Genomic DNA, 19520 nt, shown 5'->3' on the forward strand with positions numbered 1-19520 from the left:
TGAACCATTATGGAAAACCCACGCCAATTTGCTTCACTTGATGCTAGCGATGCGGCGTTGCACGGCTCTCTTACGAATCGCCCTGCAAGCGGTGTGCCCGCAGGAGATCCAATTGACTTCGAGGCTATTAGCGCACGTGTCAGATATGAACGTACACTGCCAAATTACGAATACAAAGAAAGTCCCGCAGAGATTGCATTACGGCTAGAGCGACAAGCCGCCGCCGAACAAAGAATTAGGGCTGAAACGGCTGACACGAACGAAAAAAATAGACTGATGCTTGAACGAGAGCAAGCACAGAGGAACGAACTCAGGAACCGTATTAGTGGAAGTGAAGTTGTAGAAGCAGAATTTGTTCAACCGACACGGCGCGAATCACCACTAGCTCAAATTCAACGATCGACACCCGAACGTCAACCCCTACCATCAACTGGTAGCCCACCGCCAACACCAAAAGGCACTGCTGCATACGCCGATCCACTGGTGGAGCCGACTGCATTACCGCGTTCGGCAACGATACGCGAAGCAATTGGCAACACGATTGGCGGTATCGGTCAGTCGTTACCAAAGTCGTTACCACAAGCGGCGGGTAGGCTTGCTATTCCTGGTCTCAGCACTGGGCTTACTTTTGCGGGTGCATTGATCGCGGGGCAGTCTGTACAACAAGCCGCCACAACTGCTGTAGCAGTAACAGCGGGTGGTTATGCTGGTGGGTTAATCGGCGCTGCTGTTGGTGGACCAATAGGTTTTTATGTCGGTTCCATGATTGGTGGTTTCGTGGGTGGACAACTCGCAGGTGCGTTTTTTCCACAGCCATTGCCATCTACAGCAGCGCACCTTGAAAGCTTTACCCCAAACTACGCACCGTTTAAAGGCGGTCAGAGTGAAGGAGGAATATATCAAGTACAAGCACAATATTCAACGACATTCAACGGGAATCCAGGCGACGAGCAAGTTGTAAGCGTCCAGGTCGTCGGGCCTATAGAGTCAATTGGTATTGCCAATTTTCCAGGTGTCGGCTCCCCAGGCGTTGACATTATCGCCAAGGATGCAGATGGAAACTCAAAAGTATATCACCAAGGAAGCGGCTTTTATCCCGCGACAGTACCTTACAACCTGCGAAACATACAAATCACACACATCGGAGGTACACCCGATACACCTGCTGATATTCAAGTATCGTCGCCACCAGCAAGTAATGCGCCAGCGCAACTAGTTCAAAATCCCATAAACATTACAAATATCATTTCATCTGGTGTACCTGGGGGTGGTATTAGGAGGGGCGAGATCCGAGAGATAGCGCCAGCGCCATCCAAACCGTCAAATAACACGCCCAATGGAGCGCCTTATTTTCCCGGTCACGGTGGACTTGCACCGTCGTACTTGCCCAATCCAGAACACCAACCGTCAAATCTTGGTGGGATGTTGCCAGCGATCAAAAACGCGCCACAGCCGTTACCGTTCGCCGAGGCAGAAGATATACCAGTACCTCGCGTATCCCCGATATCAGAGGGTACGGCTACAACTACAGCCACGAATCCATCCACGTTTGCATATCCCCCCTACGTTCCACAAACCGCGCAACCAATACCGATTAGTGATGGCAATAGCCCCGTACCAAAGGCAAAAGCTCAACCAATACCGAAAACACCCGAACAGGTAGCAACCGATAAAACCAACGAAACCATAGAAAAGCAAAAGAAAGATTTTGATGAACAGATCAAACGCCTGACAGCTATCGCTACCGGACTGGCAGCACTGACACCAGCGATACAGGGCATACCAGACGCGATCGCAAAATCTCCTACCGTGCAAGCTGCAAACAAAGAAACCACCCAAGGTGCAGTTTGTGAAATTGCTCAACCAGGCAAATGTTTGGGGAAAGCAATAGATGATTCCGCCGAAAAGATTAACCAAAATAACAATCAAAATACAGCTAATCTTCTAGACAAAATTAATGCTGGTGCAAACGCTGCACAATTAGCACTTTTAGAATTAATCAATACAAAACTTGGAGATTTACTTCCTGGCGGTTTATCTGGGACTTTCACTAGATTATGGCAAACATTGCAAGTAGATAGAATCCTCAACATTCTGATTCTAATTACTACTTTCCACAATGCCCTGATGCTTTCTAATAATTTAGCTCAAACTCTATTTGCAGCTATTGATAATATCTCTCAAGCAGTAGGGTTTAAATGGAAAAATGAGAAAGGTGAGGAATCTGGTTTTGCAAGCATCATGTCTGAATGGACTGCCGACTTTTTCAAAGCCATATTTGGAGAAGAAAATTATACAGGATTAGTAGCTAATTACAAAAAAGCTAATCGAATATATCAAGCCACTGCAAACATATTTAATGCTTTGCAGTCTATTGGTTATTCAATATTAAGTGCTTTAGAAGTTGTTGGCAGTTATGTAGCTTTAATCGGCAATGCTTTGCGTAAATGGGGCGAAGTTGGGGAAAGCGCTTACAAGTGGTTCAATCCACAGCCAAACTTTCACAATAAATTTTTTACCACAGTAGAAGGTGTTACTAACGTTGTTTCTCAAGTGGATCAAGTAGCTTCTGAGGTTGTCTCAGTAGAGCAAAATATTGCTCAAATTGGAGAATTAAAGAATGAGCTAGGCAAGTCAATAGGTGAAGAAGACGGCTCAAAACAAGGTGTACAACCACCGGAAGCGGTAAAGGTAAAAGCTGGTTTTGATGCTGATAAGTTAGTTAGTGCAACAGGATTAGCTATTGCAGATTCAGATAAGGAGGCTGATGATTAATGCCATTACCAGAAGGTTTTAGCGAGTGGGAGAACTTACAAGATTTAGTTAGGCTTGACCACAACAAAGCCGTAACAAGTTATTTCAAAAATCAAGAAGACAACGATATCAGCACCCCAAAAGCTAGGTTAAAACACACCTGCTTAATTAAGGATGAAGATACTGCAACAATGACATTGATGCGAATGTGGTTGTTTGAAGTCACTTGTGGACACGCTCAAGCATTACAACGGCCTGTTTATGGGGTACCTGTTTATGATGCTCAAACAGATAGAACCTTTAAACCACAGATTAAACTATATTTTTTAGAAGCGTATGACCATGAAACTCATGGAGATGGATTGCCGCAGCTTGAAGGAGAAATTACCTTTAGATTAATGACAGAATCCAGTGAAACTATCAGTAGAAGTGACGCAGAAAGGTTAGCTAGAAACATTAAAAATATCTTTGCTACTCCTCCTCTTGTTTGGAGTAAAGGACATTTTAAGGCAACATATACAGATGAAACTCGCGGGTATAATTTGCGATTACTTGTAAGTAGTAAAGCCGAAGCAGAAAGCACCATCAGGTCAATTTTAGAAATACAAGAGCATCCATTTGAGCGTGATTTCTTCCAGTACATCGAAAACGATCGCACTTATTCCTTGTCCCCAGGTACTCATCGGGTTTACAGTCGCACCGTCAAAAAACCAATCAAACGTCGCCGTGCTGATGTGAAATTCCGTTACGCTCAACTACTGATTTGGGGGCAACCTAACCCAGTCAACTTGGTGTCAGTCGGGGGCACTAGACTCCGAAGTGTGATCGAGCGGGTTGGTTGAGAATTACTCCGAAAATTTGGTGGACTACTTTAAGTAATCCGGCTAAGAAAATTGACCCAAAATATCGGCTATGACTGGATTTAGAGAAATTATTTACCAGTCAATTCAACACAATAAGACGATTATGGGTAGAGTTAAAAGCCTCAGACAAATTCAGAAGGAATTGGCATACGCTCAAGCACGAGAAGCTTACACGCCGCCAGCTAGAGAAGATGGCGCGCCTAGCCGCAATAACCCTAAAATTGCCGTAGCCTACAAACCAGTGCAAATTGCCGCTGGAGAAACTGCGAAAAAATATAAAGTACAGGCTTCCCAAAAAAGTGTGCAGTTTTTTGGACAAACAGAATTAAATTTAGTGGATGCCACTTCTGAAGATTCTCTCCCTCGTGGAGCAAAACCAGCACAAGTCCACGCAACAGTGGCAGATGGTTCTCCCCAAGTTATTCGAGCGTTAGGTAGCAAGCGTCCATACAAGAGATATGCGCCTGGTAATCGTGGAAGCAACGTGCAATACAGTTATACCGCTCCTATGAGCATTCAATCGGCATCGGCACTGGATACTGAGATTAAAGCCGTTTTCACCGCGGTGAAAGGTAAGCTAGGCGGTGCTTACGGTCGAGTTTGGTTCACTCCTGAATACTTTGTTTTAACTGGCAGTGGAGAATAAGTTAGAAACTCCCGCAATTTGGTATCCAGGGCAATCTCAACTGGAGTATGAAGAAGAAATTAACCTCATGCTCCAGCGCGCGCAAATGACAGCGGCTTTTTTGCGGGGAGAAGTTCACCCGGATACCTTTCTTGATTTCCTGAATGAACAGGAATTTGACGTTTTTGAACTAGCTGATAACTGGGAATTAGTTGGAGTATGACAATCAACCTCGACCTGACAGCGGTCGGGGCATGGGAGTTAACTTACTATCAAAAGTTGGTAGGCAATCCCCAAAACCGCAGAATCCGCGCTCCTCTCATTGACCCGGTTGAGCTTCCTTACCTAACCGACAAGCACGTTTTTTTGGTCGGTGCTTCTTGGTTAAATGCCAAGCCAAGTTGGGTTAGAGCCGGTTACTTCTACCAACAAATCAGCGGCATTCACATTGATGACACAGTGATTTTTGAGGGATTGGGGCAGGTTCCCTCTGCTGAAATAGACGGCAATCGCCATTTAATCAAGCTCAATGCCATTGAGTTAGTAATTTTTCCAAAACTTACCAGTAATTACCGCTTGCGATTTGAAGCAATGCCGTGGATCGAACAGGTAACTTTGGGCGTTTGGGAATATCTCGGCACAGAAACGGATACAACAGAAGACCTTGTTAATGCAGTCAGGTCAAAGTTAGAAACTATTGAATTCAAGATTGATAATTTATGACGACATTGAGCTTTTCAGCTTTATCTGAAAAATTAGCCGCAGGTGCAATTGAATTTGTTGGGAATAATCAAGTAAAACTCAATTTCAACTTAGCAACAGCCGATAATTTAACGCTTAATACTTCTTGCGTTAAAGGTATTGTCAAGCTGATGCAAGCGTTATCTGCACTAACAGATCAGGTGAATGAATCAAGAATTAACGCTAATCTTCCACCTATTCAATTTGCATCGCAGCAAATAACAGGCACACCAGAAGCACCAGAATTTGAATTTACTGTGCGAGTCAAAGTTGACACTGCATTATTCGTTGACAACCTTGATGACCCCACTGATTAATTATGATTAACAATTCCTCTAACACGATTGAAATTGCTAAATTTAGCAATTGCACTCATGGGGTAAAGGATTTGACCGCTACTGTTGGCGATACAGTTCTCAACGCCAATAGCAGCAGAGAATACGCAGCTTTCATTAACAATTCTTCTTCTGATATCACTTTGATTTTGGGTGATAAATCCAAAGGCGCTATTGGTCGAGGAATTGTTTTAAGACCGAGAGGAAGTTACGAAATTAACCAATCCAATCTTTATATTGGAAAGGTTTCGGCTATTTCTGCTAGCAACTGTAAATTAACTTTCACGGAGTGTATTGAATAATGGCTTTATATAATCCGGCTACCGCAACACTAGTTCAATCAACCAGTGATGATTCAACACCAACCACTGTTGCTTCTAGTACTACTAGCGTGACAATCTTGGCTGCCAATTCCAACCGCAAAGGTGCAACAATTTGGAATGATAGCACCGCTATTCTATATCTAGAATTGGGTGCAACAGCAACGACCGGCGCATTCACTGCCAAATTATTTGCAAGTGGATATTATGAAGTGCCGTTTAATTACACTGGCGTAATTAGTGGTATTTGGTCTGCTGCCAATGGTAATGCTTTGGTGCGGGAGCTAACTTAAAATGCCTTTATTCAACCAACAAGAATTTTCCGAATTATTGCTTCCAACCAGCTTTACTCACTGGCATGATGAAAGCTTGGTGGAGCAGGGTGGACAGCTAAGAATCGATACAAACACTGCTATTGGTTATGGAATTGAAGTGTATCAAAACCCTTCTGCTAATGGGGATACATTTTCATTCAAAAAGCTTCTTGCTGCTGGAACTTACGAACTAAAACTTATTACAGTTTGCAACAATAATGTAGGCAGACTGAAGCTAGAGATTGATGGAGTGTTGGCATTTGACGACATGGATTTATATTCTCCCTCTACCATCGTTAATGCAATACTCACCAGGAATATTATTATTCCTACTGATGGACTGCATGAATTTGTATGGTCTATCAATGGCAAGAATGCATCGGCTGTCAATTATTATTTTTCTGGTCGCAAGTTCTGGGCGAGGAAGATTTAAATTTCATACTTAGGCTAAAACCTTTAAGAAGGGATTCGCTTTAACTTTAGATTATGAAAATTGATGTTAATAATGCCCTAACCATTATTCTTGGACTGCTCACTGTAGTGGGTGCTATTTACCGATTGGCACAGGTAGAAGCGAATATCAATGCCAAAATAAATAGAGTTGAAACTACTTTATTGACAGCTGTCGATCAACTTAAGGATAGCTTTGTCGATCGCTTATATACCGTTGAGAAAAAAGTAGACGTGCATCTAACCGAATACAACGAGAAGAAACTTTTTGTTGAGTATCGGCTTAATGGTATTGAAAATATGGTCAAACACAAATTCGATAGGCTGGCAAGCTGGGTCAAACAGATAGCTGGATTCCTGAATAAGCAATCTAACTTTCAAATTCGAGATGACAAATTTTAGTTACCAGCTACATTAATAAGGAGTAATTTTAAATGTCTCAGAAAACTTTAGATCGTCTTTCTACAATTTTAGGTTTAGTTGCTGGGGTTTCCGGGGTACTTGGCAGTTCTGGAATGATTGGGAGTAATACTGCCGGAATTACAGGCATTTCAACCGCACTACTTGGCTATTTGGTGCAGCACCCTGCTACCGACAAGCCAGCTAGTTAGCGCTGTCCGTTGACAGAATGAGAGTAAATCTTTAGCCATCGACTTAGATCGACAAACACTTCACATTTTTGATTTTTGTCCCACATCCACCATCCACCAGCTAATCCTGCGTAGAAGTTAAAGTCAGCAATCTCCCTTAAGGTCAGGTCATCCGAGCATTCCCTGACCTTTTTCCATAGGATAAACTCAAGCCCTGAAAGCCAACCAGCAGACCACATCCTTTCCGAAAAACTACTCATCATCTGTCTAAGAAATTCTTTTGGATCTTCTGCGATCGTTAATTCATTCATGTCACTGGCATATCACTGGGGCTTCTATCAAAACTGGGAATACTATCAACACACGAATCAGGAGTAATACCATGTCTAAATCAACTCTCAATACCCTTACTACAATTTTTGGGCTGGCTGCTGGTGCTGCTACTTTCCTTGGAAACATTGGCGCAATTAACCGCACTATCGCAGGCACTATCGGCGGTCTTGCTACTGCTGCTCTCGGCTACTTGGTACAGCAGCCCGCCGTAGAACAACCGCAAGCCCCTACAACTCAAAAGTAATTCTGTAGGGATTCAGGGTAACTGAAACTTTTGGGGAATGGGGAATGGGGAATGGGGAATGGGTATTAGAGATTCGGCAGACGGTGACTGCCGAATTAACTCACTGGGGATTCAACAATGGACATGCCTAAACCAACTCTTGTATTCTTCGTTATTTGGATCGAAATCAAACTTAAACCTAGAACCAGAAGAATCTGACTGGGGATTCATGCCAAATTAGCAAGTTCAGGGTGTGGGTTCAGAATTTCTAATTTCCTCCACTTGACCAACTTCAAAAATTAGAGTGAATGGTTGCCTCATCTCTCGTTTGATAAATTCTTCTAATAACTCCACTTGCCGAGGTGTGACAGGTTCTCTTGCTCGGACACTCAAACGCAGTTCCTGCTAAACTACCAGAGATTTTTGTCTCAATTTTCGCGTAGCCACTAATACCACCAGCCGCTATCGCAATTCCCAAATCTAACAGCGTTGGTCTCGATCGCGCTAACACTTCACTACCATAGCTGGGCAATCCCACCAGCAAACCCAGAATCAAGGCGATCGCCACCGCTAACATCGTGCCTACTGCTACAGCAATTATCCCCTTGCAAAGCACCAAAAGCTAACCCGCGAATTGGCAACATCAGAGGGGTAACGATCGTCGCACCGATAATAACGGCTGCACTGTTGGAATAAACCTAAAGTAGCGATTGCGCAGGAGCTAATAATCAAAATTATGTAATGAGTCTAGGGTAGATTCTGCCAGCAAGTCTGTTTGTAGCTCAGGTGCCAACCGAAAAATAAATGATGATGCGATCGCTCCCTTAACGGGAAAACATTTTCAACATGAATATCCAAAACTTAATGGAGAATATTTTCAACAGTTTTTGGACTGGTTATCTCAGCAATTAAGTAAGTCGATGCAATAAAACCAAACTATGTAAAGAAAAGTAAATAAGGCTCAAACTCTTTCTCCCCCTGCTTATTTCACGAGGATCTCACTTTTTCGCGTTGCTCCCGTTGTTCTCTTTCACTAGGAAGACGCGATCGCACTATTGCTTCCGTAGGATGGTAAGAGTTAAAAGCTTGTAATTTGAAGATTATGAATCAGACGTTGACCCGTCCCTTGGCCGTTGTAACAGGTGCACTGATTGTTGCCAAAGGAAATAGACAATGGCGTTGAATATCAAGGATTTACAGATTTCCAGCCCTGCATTTACTTCTGGTGAGCGTATCCCGAAACAGTATACCAGCGACGGTGAAAACATCTCACCTCCCTTGGAATGGAGTGGACTGCCAGCCGGAACCCAGCAATTAGCACTCATCTGCCACGATCCAGATGCGCCCCTGCCACAGGGGTTTACTCACTGGCTAATCTATGGGATTGGGCCAACGGTTAACCAGATTGCCGAGGCGGGTGGTAGTAAATTTACTGAAGGTATGAACAGTACTAATCAGCCAGGGTATACCGGGCCGGCTCCACCAAAGGGACATGGGCCTCACCATTACTATTTCTGGTTGTATGCCCTAGATGCAGAACTTGACCTGAAGCCAAATATCAACCGCGAGCAACTGCTTAATGCGATCGCTGACCATGTGATTGAGCAAGCACGGCTGATTGGAGTCTATGAGTCCTGACATCATAATTCTAAAAATCCAAGGAGGGTGTAAGCATGGGGAAGATGATAAACAACTATACACCGCAAGAGCAGAAAAACATTGAGCTATTCAGGGTAGAGAACGGGAAATTAGCCGAGTTCATCAAGGAATGGAACAAACTTTCTATGTGGGAGCAGTTCGGATGGCCGATTGAGGAGTGTTTAACCCAGAAGGAATAAGGATGATGACATCAACAAATTTCTCTCTACCAACCGATCGCCTGCAAAGAGAAACAATCTCAGTTACCCTCCAAATTAACGATCGCCTTTACACGGTCGAAATTGAACCGCGTGTGACATTACTCGATTTATTGCGAGAACGGTTAGAACTTACAGGAAGTAAAAAAGGCTGCGATCGTGGTCAGTGCGGTGCTTGTACGGTGCTGATTGATGGACGACGGGTGAATTCCTGTTTAACGCTAGCAGTGATGCAGGTGGGAAAAACCATTACCACGATCGAAGGATTGGCACAAGGAGACGAACTCCATCCGATGCAGGCAGCATTTATCCAAAACGATGCTTTTCAGTGTGGCTATTGTACGTCTGGGCAGATTTGTTCGGCAATCGGGTTGTTAAGTGAAGGCAAAGCAGACTCGGATGCAGACATTCGAGAACTGATGAGTGGCAATCTTTGTCGCTGCGGAGCGTATCCAAATATTGTCGCAGCAATTCAGTCTGTAGCAGCAAGCGTGAGGGCGGGGGATGCAACCATTTAACTATCTACGTGCATCAGACGCAGCGATCGCGGTGAGAACTGCGATCCAAGACCATCAGGCAAAATTTATTGCAGGTGGCACGAATCTGCTGGATCTGATGAAGGAAGGTGTGGAAACTCCACAGCAGTTGATCGACATCAATGATTTGCCGCGATCGCAAATTGAACGCTTACCCAACGGCGGAATTCGCATCGGCGCACTGGCGCGAAATAGTGATGTTGCATACGACGAGAATATTCAGCGACAGTATCCGGTGTTGTCTGAAGCACTTTTATCTGGAGCATCTCCCCAACTGCGAAACATGGCAACCGTCGGGGGAAACTTATTACAACGAACTCGCTGTTATTACTTCACCGATGCTGGATTTTCATTTTGTAACAAACGTATCCCCGGTTCAGGCTGTGCTGCCATTGGGGGTTACAATCGCATTCACGCCATTTTCGGCACCAGCGACTGCTGTATTGCCACCCATCCTTCTGATATGGCGGTGGCATTAGTTGCCCTGGATGCCATTATTCACACGCAAAACGCGGATGGAACTCGGCAGATTGCGATCGCCGACTTTTACCTATTGCCAGCAGACACTCCCGATCGCGAAACCGTCTTGGAACCCGGAGAACTGATTACCGCCGTTGAATTACCGCCGTTACCCTTTGCGGCTAGGTCACATTACCTGAAAGTGCGCGATCGCGCCTCCTATGATTTCGCTCTGGTTTCAGTAGCTGCGGCTTTGGACGTTCAAGATGGTCAAATTACCGATGCACGGATTGCCTTGGGTGGAGTTGGTACAAAACCCTGGAAAGCAACTGAGGCAGAACGAGTTCTCATCGGTTCACCTGCGAATGCATCCACTTTTGAAGCAGCCGCTTTTGCAACAATCCACGATGCTAAACCACAGCAATACAACCACTTTAAAGTAGAACTGCTGCGGCGCACGCTAGTACAGGCATTCTTTAAGGTTACAGGAGGTGAGCAATGAATCCGGTAATTGGAAAAGCAGTCGATCGCGTAGACGGACGGCTAAAAGTGACCGGAGGCGCACATTACTGTGCCGAAATGCCGATTCCTAACTTAGTTCACGCAGTCTTAATTAACAGCACGATCGCCAACGGACGCATTGTGTCGATAGATACAAAAGCAGCCAAAGTTTCTCCCGGTGTACTGGCAATACTCACACATCTGAATGCGCCGCCAATTGCACCTGCAAGAGTTACATTAGATAGTGCCAGTCAAGGAGGAGGTGCGGGAGAGCAGTATATTCCGCTTCAAGATGACCGAATTTATTATAGTGGGCAACACATTGGGGTTGTGGTTGCAGAAACTTTGGAGCAGGCCGATCGTGCCGCATCACTAGTAAAGGTTCGTTATGAAGAAGAACCACCTACGGTAACGATGCAAGAAGCGATGGAACGTGCCTTTCCACCCGATAACGTTTGGGGAAAACCACCAGATATCGTCCAAGGTGATTCAGTAAAGGGACTGGCAGATGCCTTTGTTCGGATCGACCAGATTTACACTACCGCTATGCAGCACCACAACGCCATCGAACCTCATGGCACGATCGCAGTTTGGTCGGGTGATTTCCTGACGTTATACGAACCGACTACCTGGGTTTACGGCATTCGGAATGCAGTCGCACAGTGGCTGCAAATGCCGCGTGAAAAAATCCGCGTGATTCAGCAGTTTGTGGGCGGTTCCTTTGGCTACAAAGGCCCTGCTTGGACGCACGTAGTACTAGCAGCGATCGCTGCTCGTCAGGTCAATCGCCCGGTCAAGCTGGTTCTGACTCGCCGACAGGAATTTGCAGGTGTCGGCTACCGTCCGCTCATTCAACACCACATTCAGTTAGGTGCAACCTCAACTGGGCAACTGACAGCGCTGACACATCACGCGATCGCTCGCACTTCAACCTTTGATAATCGGGTCGTTGCACCAGTCGAGCGCACTAGCCGCAAAATATACGCTTGCCCGAACGTTACCACTACTTACCGTCTCGCTCCCAGCAATCTTAGCGGCCCCTATACTATGCGTGGGCCTGGAGAAACACCAGGGTTGTTTGCCATCGAGTCGGCAATGGATGAACTGGCATACGCCTTACAAATCGATCCAATCGAACTACGCTTACGTAATCACGCCGACGTTGACCCAGAAACGGGAGATCCTTGGTCTAGTAAGTCGCTCAAGGAGTGCTATCAGCAAGGCGCAGAGCGATTCGGCTGGCATCGGCGCAACCCACAACCCGGTTCTATGCGAAATGGCGATCGCCTTGTAGGTTGGGGAATGGCAACGATGGCCTATGATGCCCGCTTTTCTGGGACGACTGCCTCGGCTCAACTGTTTGCTGATGGCAATGTCCTCGTGCAGAGTAGTACCTGCGACCCAGGCACAGGTGCTTACACGGTCATGCAGCAAATTGCAGCAGATACCTTAGGGCTATCGGTGGCATCGATTCGGTTTGAACTAGGCGATACTCAGATGCCCGAAGCTCCTGTTGCAGCTGGGTCTAAGACAACTGCTAGCGTTGGGTCTGCGGTATATGCTGCTACCACATCCCTACAGCGTAAACTGCTCAATTTAGCATTCAACAATCCCAACTCTCCTCTTTACGGGCATACCGAAGCTGAGGTGACGGTGGATAATGGACGTTGCTACCTCAAGGATAATCCTACTCAAGGACAGACCTATGTAGAAATTTTGCAGCAGCACCAAATGGAATCGATTTCAGCACAGGAACAGGTTCAGCCTGATGAAGAAACCAAGAAATTTACTCACTACTCCTTCGGCGCACATTTTGCCGAAGTACAATTTCATCCAGGATTAGGCGAACTACGAGTCACCCGTTATGTCGGCGCATTTGCTGCCGGACGGATCGTTAACCCCAAAACTGCCCACAGCCAGTTGATTGGCGGAATTATTTGGGGCATCGGTATGGCATTGATGGAGCAGAGCATCGTCGATCCGCATTCGGGACGAATTGTGAACTCGAATCTCGCTGAGTACCTGATTCCGGTGAATGCTGATATTCCCCCCATTGATGCCTTTTTTGTCGAGGAAGAAGCTTTGCATCTCAACCCGATTGGCACCAAAGGAATTGGCGAGATCGGCACGGTTGGAGCCGCAGCCGCGATCGCCAACGCGGTCTATCACGCTACAGGCAAACGGATTCGCGATCTGCCTATTACATTAGACAAGCTAATATAACAAGGGTGCTTTCAAGATGACTTGGAGTTTTGATAGAAAAAACCAGCAAATAAGCACGCACAACCAATGACTAGTTCAATTAACCAACAAATCTTACTCAAAAGCCGTCCGATTGGAGAACCGAAAGAAAGCGACTTCGCCCTTGTCGAAACACCAATTCCAGAACCAGGGGAAGGCGAAGTTCTTAATCGGACGATCTGTCTGTCCCTTGACCCTTATATGCGCGATCGCTCATACGACCGCGAGTCTTATGCTGCTCCAGTAGAACTGGGGTCTGGGGTCTGTGATGGTCGGTGGCACAGTTAGCCAAGTGATGAAATCTAACCATCCCCAATTTTCAACCGGAGATTTTATGCTTGGTTATGACGGCTGGCAAGCCTATGGCATATCGAAAGGGCGTTGTTGCATGAACAGGGAAAATGGTAAATTTTACCTATCGCCTATGTTCTCTCGCCGCCTAGCCCAGTATGATTATATTTTGATTGATTGCCCGCCTTCTCTAGGAATTCTAAGCATTATGAGCTTAGTCGCTGCTTCACACGTTATTATTCCTGTTGAAACACAATACAAGTGCTATCTCGGCACCAACCAACTGCTAGAAACGACAACATAAGAAACCCCGGAATGGAGAATTAAGTGCAGAGCAAAAAGCCGAAAATAAAGTTTTTTCTAGTAATCGGATTTTTGTTGAACATCTGATTCGACTCCTCAAGGTTTTTCGGATAGCTTCTGAGAGATTTCGACTTCATTGTGATACCTACGAACAGATAATCCAGCACTTTCGGCAGAAATTGTACCGTTATGGAGTTCAACTAAGTGACGGGCGATCGCGCTAACCGCCTATGCCTCAGACGTTGCTCGGCAGCGGACACTGCAAGTCAGATTTCAAGCTCACCTGACCAAACCTGTCGAGCCAGAAGAGCTAGTAAGGGCGATCGCAAGCTTGCTGGAATGCAACTAACTTTCTGGCTTAGGCATCCAACTAGCGATGTTCGAGCGTTTTCGCAAAATGCTAAATGTGGATATAATTGTGGCAGCTTTCGTGGACGGCTATAAGGTTGTTTTGCCATCAATTCCTGGAGTCTTTTTCCCAGCGTTAAGCTGTGATACTTGACGGATTGCCAGTAATCTCGCTGAGGTGGATTTCAGAATGCTTGTTTGCAGTTTCGTTGCAATTATTGTGGTTTGGGCCGCAATTATTGTGGTTTTGAGACCACCTCTAGTTGCAATTTATTGTGGTTTCAAATTTGCCTTGATTGCAGTTTTGATGATTTATGTTTGCAGTTCGCCACACATAATGGTAACAGTCGTAGCAATAATTGTGATGCGGGCAGTTGGTATTTACATTCTCAGCAAATTGAGTACTAGCATCACCAAATCGGAAATTTTTTACCAAAACAAACTATCCTCTGGACTGAAAAAGATATCAAACCTATTCATGAATTGCCCCAGAGCGCGTATAGTTCCAATTTGAAAAAAGAATGCAACACATAGACCATTTGTAGAGACGCGATTCATCGCGTCTTTACCCAAGGATGTGTTGCAATCATCAATTGAATTGGTATTTAGTTTCGCGTCAGTCCTAATTTTACTCGAACCCAATAACTCCCGGAATTTCAAGGACAAAATCTGCCCCATATACAGATGCAGGAGTCTGGAATCCTACCTTAACTTCGCCTTTAATTACCCGTTTGATAACTGCTACAGCCGCCAATGCCGTAAAATCGTATGCTTCCGGCCCTAAGAGTTTTGCACTTACTTGTTGACCAGTTTCATCCTCAGCAATACCAATTACTCTAACTTGCCCCTTGGCTCGTTCTGCTGCCGTTGGCCCAGTGGGTAGAGTTTTAATTAAACTTGCTAAAGCACTTTGGAATAAAGACGAGTTAAATAACCATTCCAAATACTGGCTCAACTCCATCAGGAAGCGCACGGGATTAGGAAATACGGTATAAACCTCAATATTGGGAATACCCGTAGTCTGAAACGCAGTAATAATATCAGCACGCCAAGGGTTTGTTACTGCTGTCACGGGTCCATAACCAAAATCAACTTTACGTCTTTTCGATGCTGGACGAGATGGGATGAGCTTACCTGCTTCTCGGACTACCCCGATATGATGTAAAGTTGGCAGTACTGTATTTGCAGTTCCCTGAGATACACCGCCCATTGTTTCATAGATTAAAATCAGTCGCGTTGCAATTGCTAACTTCTGTTTGAGGTAAGCAGCTACACAATCAGTAGGGACAACCCCAAATCCCACACCAGGAAGAAGCATTATCCCTGCACTTTTAGCCTCAGTATCTCGTGCTTGTAGCGCCTGAAATTCCGGTACTTCGCCAGCTATATCTAAATAGTGAGTTTTAGTTTGGAGACAGGCATCGACAAGTGGCTTTGAGGTTTTGGAGAAAGGCCCAGAGCAGTTGATGACAGCAATTATATCCTCAAGAGAGCGAACGAGCGATCGCGGATCGTCTAAGCCAAAAACCCGAAAGTCCAAACTTAATTCATTGGCTACAGCTGCTAGTGAACTTTGATTGCGTCCAGCTAAAATTAATTCCAGTCCGTTATTTTTAGCAGATTCAGCAATGAGTTTTCCAGCATAGCCAGTTGCACCATACAATAACACCCTTGATGTCATTCTTATCACCAGCTAGGAATTAATTGTTCGCAATCTGCTGCCATAACCTGACTTCAGGTGGTTCAACCAAAAATTGTCCTGACTTTTCGTTCAAAGCTTTAATATACGGCTGCTCTAAGTGTTGAGCCAAAATTTCTTGGCTGACCCAGTTTTCATGCAACAGAAACAAAGATGGCTCTTCAACAGATTGATGTAAATCGTAATTAATACAACCTTCTTCTGCAAGTGTAAGAGCTATTACAGGTTGAAATTCCTGTTTGAATCCCTCCTCCAAACCTGGCTTTACTTTTAATCGAGCGGTGACTGTTACTTGCTGATTTGACATTGTTATACCTCTTTTTTCTGAGATGAATTCAACGGACCGCCTTCAATATTCTCCAATTTCAGCGAAGAAAAGTTTTGGATCGAAGTGTCCCCAATTCCTAATTCCCAATCCAATACAGTTCGGTTAAGGTTTTTGATGACAATTCTCGCTCGCTAAACCCCCATCTCTAAAAAAATGATTGTAGAGACGGCGATTCATCGCGTCTGATGATTGTAGAGACGGTGATTCATCGCGTCTCTTGCCTTAACCAAAGAGTATTGATTCACAATCCCCAGTTCAAGTATTAATGCTATTAATAATTTCCGAAGGTTTGAAGTAGTTATAAGGTATGGGACGAGTTTGATTTCTAATATCTATTTGCCGTTCTATTTCATGCAAGTTCTGTTGAAATTGCACCACAATTTCCTGCGCCAAGGGATCGGCAAATTCCTCATCATAAAAACCCAATTTGTCATAGTGGTATGATGTTAAAATCTCAGTCCACATCACCTGATCGGCAGCTTGTTTAAAGGGAGGAAGTATCTTCATGATAGTTTCTAAATCCACACCCTTAGTTTCTGGAATTGGGTGGTAGGCTGCATAGGGCATATTGGGTACAAAAGCCATATATTCGTACTGAGAAAAATTCAAAGCAGAGTGTAGAGGAGCGCAAGTGAATACTACCACACTGATGATTTCAATCAGTTGTTCTAGAGTCTCAATCTTGGCTGGCATTCCCTTGACTCTACCACCATCTTGAGCTACTAATTCTCTAGCCCAATTTTGCAACTCATAGTCGTCACTGATATCCTGTGAGGTTTGGTAATAGAGTTGCAAGTATTCAGCCACAAACTTTTCGACGGCATTCCAAATTAATATACCATCGTCCCGGAAAGGAAAGTGCGGTAGAAGTTCTGGGTCATCCGTTCCGCGACTTTTTATTAACCGAGGGAAGGTAAATTTTTCAACACTCCATTCTTCATAAACCTTCGCCACAAATCCAAGAGACTCCGTTAATGAACCTGCCATAAACTCATCAACCGGGCCTCCAGGTTGTAAAAACTGAGTGCGTCCTAAATCGTTATCAAATAGCATGAAACGGAAGTGGGGTTTTAACAGTAAAGCGATGGGATGATTTTCTGCTAGTTGCCGCGCAGTGACAATCGCGAACGGAGCCATAACTGCATGGGTATAGGCGAAATGACTACCCAATTCTTGATGGTTGCCATCAGCAATTTGAACGCAGGTTTTTGCCAAAAACCAATCTAAATGGGGGTCATCTGGTGTATAAATTACACTTTTTGCACCAGAGTCATGATTAATCTGGATAGCAACAGGTACTAGAGAACCACCATTAGGACTATCACTACTTTGCCAATAAAATAGAGCTTGTGGCTTGGGAAGGTACTTTTTAACATTCTCATAGACACCACCTTTAATATCAGATAACAAAGGATAATCTAAGAAATACAGCTTGCCTTCCTTAAGCGCCTTTTCCAAAGTAAATTCTGTACCTGCAACCTTCTGAAAATGTGCATCTGTGACAGCAAAATTCTCAGGTAATACATCAATTTTTTGGATAGCTAATGGGTTCGCTCCAGAGAGTCGTTGTTCTGCAAAACAAGAGTCTGTTTTGTAATTTTTTATGACATCGGGTTTTGGTAGGAGTGACAAAAGTTCTTCATATTCTTCCAATTCATCTAGTGGGTCTAAGAAGTTTCTGGCTTTGGCAGCTAGCATATTTGGCGCAAGAGTTGCCATACTTGCCAAACGTTTAGCAGTATATTCCGCCGAGAATATTTCCTTATGAGGAACTTTATCAATTACTGGTAGAGGAGCTAGATAATCGTAATTAAATTTGTACTCTTCTCGATTTTTATCTAGCCAATTGATTCGGACATTAACATCAGGGTCTTTTTGTGGTAAATATGGTTTCACGATGATCTCCAATTCGCTTTTTTAGCGGTTGCTAGTAAATGATTAATGTCAGGATTTAGCAAACAAACTTCATTACAGAGTTTTCAGATATTCAATCAAAGCTTTTTTATTCTCATCAGATAAATCAGTGCCATAAATATGTCCCTGATTGGAATTAGCAGTTACCTTGGTATCGTATTTAAAACCTATAGTTTTGGCTTCATCTCCTTCAGTAATAAAACCAACTTTTTTCGGGTCGTAGACATCATATCCCCGATAGAAAACTTGAGGACGATTCTCTGGTTTTTCTAACAAATCTTGTAGAGATGGGACTGAACCATTATGTAAATATGGCGCTCTTAACCATAATCCATCTAGGGAAACGGATACATACCCATTGGTTTTACGTAAGTTTTTGAAGTCCCAAGGGTAGCCATCACCAAAATGATTGTAAGTATCTGCTCCTTCTTGCGTCCACATATCTAACCGATGGCGGTCAGTTCCAACTTCTTCCACAGGGATAACAGTACCTGTTCTTTCCCCACCAAAAGCGTGACAAGATGCACAAGTATTAGCAAAAATTTGACTTCCTTTTGCAGCCACTTGCTCATCAATAGCAAATGGATATTTAGGAGGTGGTAGTTCTTGAATAAAATCTTCTACTCTTTGTAAATCGGCTACAGGAAGTGATTTTTTAGTAGCACCATCACCAATTGCTCCAGTTTGAACAGTTTCTGTTAGTGAAGTTTCTAAGCCATCCCAATGGAGTGCAAACCCTTTGTGCATCTTTTGATTCCAAAGAGGCATCATATCAGAGTTGCCGATAGTGTTATCTTTAGGCAACTTTAAAGTATTGAATTTAACTGGATTAAAAGGATCGATTCGACCAGGGCCCCAGTTAGGACGGGAATCTGTCCAACTATAGTCTTCTTTTTGTTGCAGCAGTGCTTTCTTAGTTTGAGGAATTAGCACATAGCGATAAAGTAAATTTTCTAACCAGGAAAGGTTGTAATTATATTTGATTTCGTCAAGGATATAATCTGCCGTAAATCTGGGATCGCCAGCACTTGCACTCAAAAATCGTAAATAGCCTTGTGAATCAAACTTATTAGCAGGAGCCGCAGCTACAATTGTGGGTTTATCTTTCTCTGTTCTTCTATAGGTAGCAGTATGGCAAACAGCGCAAGTTATACCGACGCGAGGGAAGCCAATGGTTTTTTTCGTAAACCCAACTGGCATTTCTTTACCCTCTTCCCATGTGATTCCCAAGGAAGTATAACCACCTGCTCCTGGTAATTTATCAGGGAATATTCGTGGTAATACCAGCCAAATCCAATAGGGAACACCTTGCGCTTCTTCTGTGCCAATAGAACCATATTTAAAGTGTTCTTCAGACGATTCATAATATGTGGGAACCTCTCGAAAAAGGTTGTACCATCCCACATACCCAACTACACCAGCTAAAAGAACCACAATTAAAACAATGCTTGTGATTACCCTACCTATTTTATTTTTGAGTATTGTCATGGCACTTT

Annotated in this window: 23 protein-coding genes and 4 pseudogenes; 19 read left to right on the forward strand and 8 right to left on the reverse strand. The window is 44.2% G+C overall.

Features of this window, described 5'->3' with window-relative positions; translation table 11 throughout:
* Positions 1–9: 9 nt before the first annotated feature.
* The 11 genes from NSTC731_RS20990 (at position 10) to NSTC731_RS21040 (ending at position 7013) form a co-directional block, all read left to right on the forward strand.
* Positions 10–2775, forward strand: coding sequence for a hypothetical protein (locus NSTC731_RS20990; RefSeq protein ID WP_445626632.1), 2766 nt, complete (start codon positions 10–12; stop codon positions 2773–2775).
* The gene (locus NSTC731_RS20995) at positions 2775–3596 is read left to right on the forward strand and encodes a hypothetical protein (RefSeq protein WP_445626633.1); all 822 of its coding nucleotides are present in this window, start codon (positions 2775–2777) and stop codon (positions 3594–3596) included. Before NSTC731_RS20990 ends, NSTC731_RS20995 begins: the two co-directional genes overlap by 1 nt.
* Positions 3597–3666: 70 nt before the next feature.
* Positions 3667–4263, forward strand: coding sequence for a hypothetical protein (locus NSTC731_RS21000; protein ID WP_445626634.1), 597 nt, complete (start codon positions 3667–3669; stop codon positions 4261–4263).
* A complete protein-coding gene (locus NSTC731_RS21005; protein WP_445626635.1) occupies positions 4253–4465 on the forward strand; it encodes a hypothetical protein in 213 nt (70 codons plus the stop codon). Before NSTC731_RS21000 ends, NSTC731_RS21005 begins: the two co-directional genes overlap by 11 nt.
* Entirely contained in the window at positions 4462–4965 is a 504-nt protein-coding gene (locus NSTC731_RS21010) for a hypothetical protein (protein ID WP_445626636.1), read from the forward strand. Before NSTC731_RS21005 ends, NSTC731_RS21010 begins: the two co-directional genes overlap by 4 nt.
* The gene (locus tag NSTC731_RS21015) at positions 4962–5300 is read left to right on the forward strand and encodes a hypothetical protein (RefSeq protein ID WP_445626637.1); all 339 of its coding nucleotides are present in this window, start codon (positions 4962–4964) and stop codon (positions 5298–5300) included. The genes NSTC731_RS21010 and NSTC731_RS21015 overlap by 4 nt, the downstream gene beginning before the upstream one ends.
* Before the next feature lie 2 nt (positions 5301–5302).
* Positions 5303–5620, forward strand: coding sequence for a hypothetical protein (locus NSTC731_RS21020; RefSeq protein WP_445626638.1), 318 nt, complete (start codon positions 5303–5305; stop codon positions 5618–5620).
* Positions 5620–5931 (forward strand): hypothetical protein, encoded by a 312-nt coding sequence (locus NSTC731_RS21025; protein WP_445626639.1) that lies wholly within the window; start codon positions 5620–5622, stop codon positions 5929–5931. Before NSTC731_RS21020 ends, NSTC731_RS21025 begins: the two co-directional genes overlap by 1 nt.
* A gap of 1 nt (position 5932) precedes the next feature.
* Positions 5933–6385 carry a hypothetical protein gene (locus NSTC731_RS21030; RefSeq protein ID WP_445626640.1) on the forward strand — a complete coding sequence of 151 codons (453 nt, stop codon included), beginning with the start codon at positions 5933–5935 and terminating at the stop codon, positions 6383–6385.
* Between the two features lie 53 nt (positions 6386–6438).
* Positions 6439–6804: a hypothetical protein gene (locus NSTC731_RS21035; protein ID WP_445626641.1), complete on the forward strand. Its 366-nt coding sequence runs from the start codon at positions 6439–6441 to the stop codon at positions 6802–6804.
* Positions 6805–6836: 32 nt separating this feature from the next.
* Positions 6837–7013 (forward strand): hypothetical protein, encoded by a 177-nt coding sequence (locus NSTC731_RS21040; protein WP_445626642.1) that lies wholly within the window; start codon positions 6837–6839, stop codon positions 7011–7013.
* Here the strand turns inward: NSTC731_RS21040 and NSTC731_RS21045 are convergent.
* The gene (locus NSTC731_RS21045; RefSeq protein WP_445626643.1) at positions 7010–7303 is read right to left on the reverse strand and encodes a hypothetical protein; all 294 of its coding nucleotides are present in this window, start codon (positions 7301–7303) and stop codon (positions 7010–7012) included. The two genes, NSTC731_RS21040 and NSTC731_RS21045, sit on opposite strands and share 4 nt — an antisense overlap.
* Before the next feature lie 71 nt (positions 7304–7374).
* On the opposite strand from NSTC731_RS21045, the gene NSTC731_RS21050 reads away from it, so the two are divergent.
* Positions 7375–7569, forward strand: coding sequence for a hypothetical protein (locus tag NSTC731_RS21050; protein ID WP_445626644.1), 195 nt, complete (start codon positions 7375–7377; stop codon positions 7567–7569).
* Between the two features lie 225 nt (positions 7570–7794).
* Here NSTC731_RS21050 and NSTC731_RS21055 read toward each other — a convergent pair.
* Positions 7795–8365, reverse strand: a pseudogene (locus NSTC731_RS21055) (DUF389 domain-containing protein).
* A 356-nt stretch (positions 8366–8721) separates the two neighbouring features.
* Between NSTC731_RS21055 and NSTC731_RS21060 the strand changes: the two are divergent.
* The 7 genes and pseudogenes from NSTC731_RS21060 to NSTC731_RS21090 form a co-directional block, all read left to right on the forward strand.
* Positions 8722–9186 carry a YbhB/YbcL family Raf kinase inhibitor-like protein gene (locus NSTC731_RS21060; RefSeq protein ID WP_445626645.1) on the forward strand — a complete coding sequence of 155 codons (465 nt, stop codon included), beginning with the start codon at positions 8722–8724 and terminating at the stop codon, positions 9184–9186.
* A gap of 202 nt (positions 9187–9388) precedes the next feature.
* Complete coding sequence (locus NSTC731_RS21065; RefSeq protein ID WP_445626646.1) at positions 9389–9922, forward strand: (2Fe-2S)-binding protein; 534 nt, start codon at positions 9389–9391, stop codon at positions 9920–9922.
* Positions 9909–10901: an FAD binding domain-containing protein gene (locus NSTC731_RS21070; protein ID WP_445626647.1), complete on the forward strand. Its 993-nt coding sequence runs from the start codon at positions 9909–9911 to the stop codon at positions 10899–10901. The genes NSTC731_RS21065 and NSTC731_RS21070 overlap by 14 nt, the downstream gene beginning before the upstream one ends.
* The gene (locus NSTC731_RS21075; RefSeq protein WP_445626648.1) at positions 10898–13123 is read left to right on the forward strand and encodes a xanthine dehydrogenase family protein molybdopterin-binding subunit; all 2226 of its coding nucleotides are present in this window, start codon (positions 10898–10900) and stop codon (positions 13121–13123) included. The genes NSTC731_RS21070 and NSTC731_RS21075 overlap by 4 nt, the downstream gene beginning before the upstream one ends.
* 66 nt (positions 13124–13189) lie before the next feature.
* Positions 13190–13429, forward strand: coding sequence for a hypothetical protein (locus NSTC731_RS21080; RefSeq protein ID WP_445626649.1), 240 nt, complete (start codon positions 13190–13192; stop codon positions 13427–13429).
* A 106-nt stretch (positions 13430–13535) separates the two neighbouring features.
* Positions 13536–13727: pseudogene (locus tag NSTC731_RS21085) on the forward strand (AAA family ATPase); the annotation flags it as partial.
* 64 nt (positions 13728–13791) lie between these two features.
* Positions 13792–13959 (forward strand): annotated as a pseudogene (locus NSTC731_RS21090) (hypothetical protein); the annotation flags it as partial.
* A gap of 42 nt (positions 13960–14001) precedes the next feature.
* Here NSTC731_RS21090 and NSTC731_RS21095 read toward each other — a convergent pair.
* The 6 genes and pseudogenes from NSTC731_RS21095 to NSTC731_RS21120 all read right to left on the reverse strand — a co-directional run bounded on the left by NSTC731_RS21095 (position 14002) and on the right by NSTC731_RS21120 (position 19512).
* Entirely contained in the window at positions 14002–14193 is a 192-nt protein-coding gene (locus NSTC731_RS21095; protein ID WP_445626650.1) for a hypothetical protein, read from the reverse strand.
* Positions 14177–14296, reverse strand: a pseudogene (locus tag NSTC731_RS21100) (reverse transcriptase N-terminal domain-containing protein); the annotation flags it as partial. The pseudogene NSTC731_RS21100 and the gene NSTC731_RS21095, both read right to left, overlap by 17 nt.
* Positions 14297–14711: 415 nt before the next feature.
* Entirely contained in the window at positions 14712–15764 is a 1053-nt protein-coding gene (locus tag NSTC731_RS21105; protein WP_445626651.1) for a saccharopine dehydrogenase family protein, read from the reverse strand.
* 19 nt (positions 15765–15783) lie between these two features.
* Positions 15784–16089 carry a putative quinol monooxygenase gene (locus NSTC731_RS21110; RefSeq protein WP_445626652.1) on the reverse strand — a complete coding sequence of 102 codons (306 nt, stop codon included), beginning with the start codon at positions 16087–16089 and terminating at the stop codon, positions 15784–15786.
* Positions 16090–16365: 276 nt separating this feature from the next.
* Positions 16366–18006, reverse strand: a complete 1641-nt coding sequence (locus tag NSTC731_RS21115; protein ID WP_445626653.1) for a lipoxygenase family protein — start codon at positions 18004–18006, stop codon at positions 16366–16368.
* 72 nt (positions 18007–18078) lie between these two features.
* Positions 18079–19512 carry a c-type cytochrome gene (locus NSTC731_RS21120; RefSeq protein WP_445626654.1) on the reverse strand — a complete coding sequence of 478 codons (1434 nt, stop codon included), beginning with the start codon at positions 19510–19512 and terminating at the stop codon, positions 18079–18081.
* Positions 19513–19520: the final 8 nt, after the last annotated feature.

It is taken from the genome of Nostoc sp. DSM 114167, assembly GCF_052692655.1.

What these genes read in the sequence shown, in the direction of transcription:
- NSTC731_RS21065 (WP_445626646.1), top strand. Translation starts at nt 9,389, where the DNA reads ATGATGACATCAACAAATTTCTCTCTACCAACCGATCGCCTGCAAAGA.
- NSTC731_RS21070 (WP_445626647.1), top strand. Translation starts at nt 9,909, where the DNA reads ATGCAACCATTTAACTATCTACGTGCATCAGACGCAGCGATCGCGGTG.
- NSTC731_RS21030 (WP_445626640.1), top strand. Translation starts at nt 5,933, where the DNA reads ATGCCTTTATTCAACCAACAAGAATTTTCCGAATTATTGCTTCCAACC.
- NSTC731_RS21110 (WP_445626652.1), bottom strand. Translation starts at nt 16,089, where the DNA reads ATGTCAAATCAGCAAGTAACAGTCACCGCTCGATTAAAAGTAAAGCCA.
- NSTC731_RS21010 (WP_445626636.1), top strand. Translation starts at nt 4,462, where the DNA reads ATGACAATCAACCTCGACCTGACAGCGGTCGGGGCATGGGAGTTAACT.
- NSTC731_RS20990 (WP_445626632.1), top strand. Translation starts at nt 10, where the DNA reads ATGGAAAACCCACGCCAATTTGCTTCACTTGATGCTAGCGATGCGGCG.
- NSTC731_RS21015 (WP_445626637.1), top strand. Translation starts at nt 4,962, where the DNA reads ATGACGACATTGAGCTTTTCAGCTTTATCTGAAAAATTAGCCGCAGGT.
- NSTC731_RS21120 (WP_445626654.1), bottom strand. Translation starts at nt 19,512, where the DNA reads ATGACAATACTCAAAAATAAAATAGGTAGGGTAATCACAAGCATTGTT.
- NSTC731_RS21095 (WP_445626650.1), bottom strand. Translation starts at nt 14,193, where the DNA reads ATGGCAAAACAACCTTATAGCCGTCCACGAAAGCTGCCACAATTATAT.
- NSTC731_RS21105 (WP_445626651.1), bottom strand. Translation starts at nt 15,764, where the DNA reads ATGACATCAAGGGTGTTATTGTATGGTGCAACTGGCTATGCTGGAAAA.
- NSTC731_RS21040 (WP_445626642.1), top strand. Translation starts at nt 6,837, where the DNA reads ATGTCTCAGAAAACTTTAGATCGTCTTTCTACAATTTTAGGTTTAGTT.
- NSTC731_RS21025 (WP_445626639.1), top strand. Translation starts at nt 5,620, where the DNA reads ATGGCTTTATATAATCCGGCTACCGCAACACTAGTTCAATCAACCAGT.
- NSTC731_RS21020 (WP_445626638.1), top strand. Translation starts at nt 5,303, where the DNA reads ATGATTAACAATTCCTCTAACACGATTGAAATTGCTAAATTTAGCAAT.
- NSTC731_RS21000 (WP_445626634.1), top strand. Translation starts at nt 3,667, where the DNA reads ATGACTGGATTTAGAGAAATTATTTACCAGTCAATTCAACACAATAAG.
- NSTC731_RS21080 (WP_445626649.1), top strand. Translation starts at nt 13,190, where the DNA reads ATGACTAGTTCAATTAACCAACAAATCTTACTCAAAAGCCGTCCGATT.
- NSTC731_RS21060 (WP_445626645.1), top strand. Translation starts at nt 8,722, where the DNA reads ATGGCGTTGAATATCAAGGATTTACAGATTTCCAGCCCTGCATTTACT.
- NSTC731_RS21075 (WP_445626648.1), top strand. Translation starts at nt 10,898, where the DNA reads ATGAATCCGGTAATTGGAAAAGCAGTCGATCGCGTAGACGGACGGCTA.
- NSTC731_RS21050 (WP_445626644.1), top strand. Translation starts at nt 7,375, where the DNA reads ATGTCTAAATCAACTCTCAATACCCTTACTACAATTTTTGGGCTGGCT.
- NSTC731_RS21045 (WP_445626643.1), bottom strand. Translation starts at nt 7,303, where the DNA reads ATGAATGAATTAACGATCGCAGAAGATCCAAAAGAATTTCTTAGACAG.
- NSTC731_RS21035 (WP_445626641.1), top strand. Translation starts at nt 6,439, where the DNA reads ATGAAAATTGATGTTAATAATGCCCTAACCATTATTCTTGGACTGCTC.
- NSTC731_RS20995 (WP_445626633.1), top strand. Translation starts at nt 2,775, where the DNA reads ATGCCATTACCAGAAGGTTTTAGCGAGTGGGAGAACTTACAAGATTTA.